Origin of the sequence: Pseudomonas sp. YuFO8 (assembly GCF_035065025.1) — a bacterium.
Lineage (GTDB): Bacteria > Pseudomonadota > Gammaproteobacteria > Pseudomonadales > Pseudomonadaceae > Aquipseudomonas > Aquipseudomonas putida_AE.
The window spans coordinates 1-2,142 of record NZ_JAXDEQ010000093.1 but is presented as its reverse complement, the minus strand read 5'-3'; the positions used below and the strand labels follow the sequence as shown (position 1 = coordinate 2,142).

The window sequence follows — 2,142 nt, the reverse complement described above, 5'->3', positions numbered from 1 at the left end:
ACCGCCGGAGCCATCGGAACCGCCGATATCGTTTACCAGCACGTTGCCGGTGACGGTGCCGCCCTCGGCCACCGAAGTCGCATCGGGCTTGGCGGTCGGCAGGTCGTCGACCACCTTGACGTTGATTTCGCCACGCGCCTCGCTGCCGTCGGCATCCACGGCGATGACTTCGAAGTTCTCGGTGATGCTGTTGGCGCCGTCGGCGTTGGGATGGGTTTCGGTGTAGTTGAGGGTGTAGCTGTAGCTCACCACGCCGGTGGCTGGGTCAAAACCGGTGATGGTCAGGGTGCTGCCTATCCAGGTGCTGCCGGAGATCGGCAAGCCCTGGACCACGCCACCGCTGATGATCTCGACGCCGGAAATGCTCAGGCTCTGCAGGCCATCCGGGGCGTTCACGGTGAAGGTCCCGTGCTGGGTCAGCGCCGGGGCGTCGGGGTCGCTGCCGTAGGTGAGGTTTTTCTCGTAGACGGTCAGTTCGCCACCTGCGACGTCCAGGCCGCCGAGGGTCACCCCGTCGTCGTTGTTGTGCACGTTCAGCACCAGGTTGGCGGTGCTGCTGTCGCCGTCGGCGTCGGTCAGGGTGTAGGTGAAGGTCTCGGTGCCGTTGCCGCCGGCGTGCAAGGCCTTGAAGTCAGCGTCGCCGGGATTGAGGGTGTAGGTGTAGGTACCGTTGGCGTTGAGCACCAGGGTGCCGTAGGTGCCGACGAAGGTGCCGGGGGTGATCGGGCCACTGTTGGGGCCGGTCACGACGCGGTCGGCGCCTTGCACGTCGTTGCCCAGGACGTTGCCTTCGAGGGTGAGCAGGGTTTCCGAGGCAGTATTGAGGTTGTGGTCATCGATCGCCTGGGGCACGTCGTCGACGATGTTGATCTCGATGGTGCTGGTGACGATGTTGCCCAGGCCGTCAGTGGCCTGGTAGGTGAAGCTTTCGTGCAGGGTATTGGCGCCGTCGTCCGCGTGCGGCGTGGTGCTGGCCGGCGATGTCAGGGTGTAGGTGTAGCTGCCGTCCGGATGCAGCAGCAACTGGCCGTAGGTGCCGATGGCATTGCTGACCAGGCTGTAGGTGATGCTGCCGCTGCCGCCATGCACCGCGCCGACCAGGGTACCGCTGCCGGTTTCGCCGCTATTGCCAGGCTGGCTGCCGGTCACGCTGCCGGGGGCAAGGTCCTGGCCATCCTGGTTCAGGTCGAGGGCTTTTTCGAAGACGGTCACGTCCTGGTCACTGGCCGCGACCAGGCAGCTGTTGTGCACGTCGATGGTGACGGTGGTGGTGCTTTCGTCACCGTCGGCATCGCGCAGGGTGTAGGTGAACACATCGCTCGCACCCGGGCCGCTCACCGCGTTCGGGTAGCTGTGGTACAGCGCGTTGCCTGCCGCATCCAGGGTCAGGTAACCGTAGGTGCCGTTGATCTGGGTGTTCAGGCCGCCGTGCACCGGGGTCGAGGTGTCGGAGCCTGCGCGCACGCCGACCACGCCACCGCCAGCGAACTGGCCATCGGCACCCACGTTGTCGTTCCACAGTACGTTGCCACCGATGTAGCCGCCCTCTCCCACCGAGGCGATGTCCGGGATAGCGGTTGGCACGTCATCGACGATGTTGATCACGATAGTGCTGGTGACCACATTACCCAGGCCATCGACGGCCTGGTAGGTGAAGCTTTCGTGCAGGGTGTTGGCGCCGTCGTTGGCTTGCGGTGCGGTGCTGGCCGGCGAAGTCAGGGTGTAGGTGTAGCTGCCGTCCGGGTTCAGCAGCAGCTGGCCGTAGGTGCCGATGGCATTGCTGAGCAGGCTGTAGGTGATGGCGCCGCTGCCGCCGTGAACTGCACCGACCAGTGTGCCGCTGGCGGTTTCACCGGTGTTGTATGGCTGGCTGCCGGTCACGGTGCCGGGCGCCAGGTCCTGACCGTCCTGGTACGGGTCCAGGGCTTTTTCATACACGGTCACGTCGTGATCGCTGGCCGCGACCAGGCAGCTGTTGTGCACGTCGATGGTCACCGTGGTGGTGCTTTCGTCACCGTCGGCATCGCGCAAGGTGTAGGTGAACACATCGCTCGCGCCCGGCGCGCTCACCGAGTTCGGGTAGCTGTGGTACACGGCGTTGCCCGCCGCATCCAGGGTCAGGTAACCATAGGTGCCGTTGAT

At 65.1% G+C, this 2,142-nt stretch carries 1 protein-coding gene; it reads right to left on the bottom strand.

What is annotated here, in order from left to right:
• A partial coding sequence (locus SOP95_RS31435; protein WP_323609506.1) for an Ig-like domain-containing protein occupies positions 1-2,142 on the bottom strand: 2,142 nt, incomplete at both ends.